This is a genomic window from Cohnella sp. GbtcB17, assembly GCF_019091135.1.
Lineage (GTDB): Bacteria > Bacillota > Bacilli > Paenibacillales > Paenibacillaceae > Cohnella.
This window is the reverse complement of the sequence record NZ_JAGXJW010000314.1, coordinates 1-259: the sequence shown is the minus strand read 5'-3', so window position 1 is coordinate 259 and position 259 is coordinate 1. Positions and strand designations below refer to the sequence as shown.

Genomic DNA, 259 nt, shown 5'->3' with positions numbered 1-259 from the left:
CCAAGGAGTTACTTTGTCACGGGGCTTCAACCTTAGGATCTCTCCACCAGTTGCCCGTCAGCTACGAGGCGACTTGGCTCTTACCTCGGCCGGACTTCCACCGGCTAGTTGTGCCTAGCTTGGCTAGGCGCGCTATATACGAAAAAACCACCCTCCGAAGAAGGTGGTTTTCTTTGCTGCTCTTAGCCTGGCGGCGTCCTACTCTCCCAGGACCCTGCGGTCCAAGTACCATCGGCGCTGGAGGGCTTAACGGTCGTGT

Annotated in this window: 1 rRNA gene; it reads right to left on the bottom strand. The window is 57.5% G+C overall.

What is annotated here, in order from left to right:
* Window positions 1–185 precede the first annotated feature (185 nt).
* Window positions 186–259 (bottom strand): 5S ribosomal RNA (gene rrf, locus KVT38_RS35995); the annotation flags it as partial.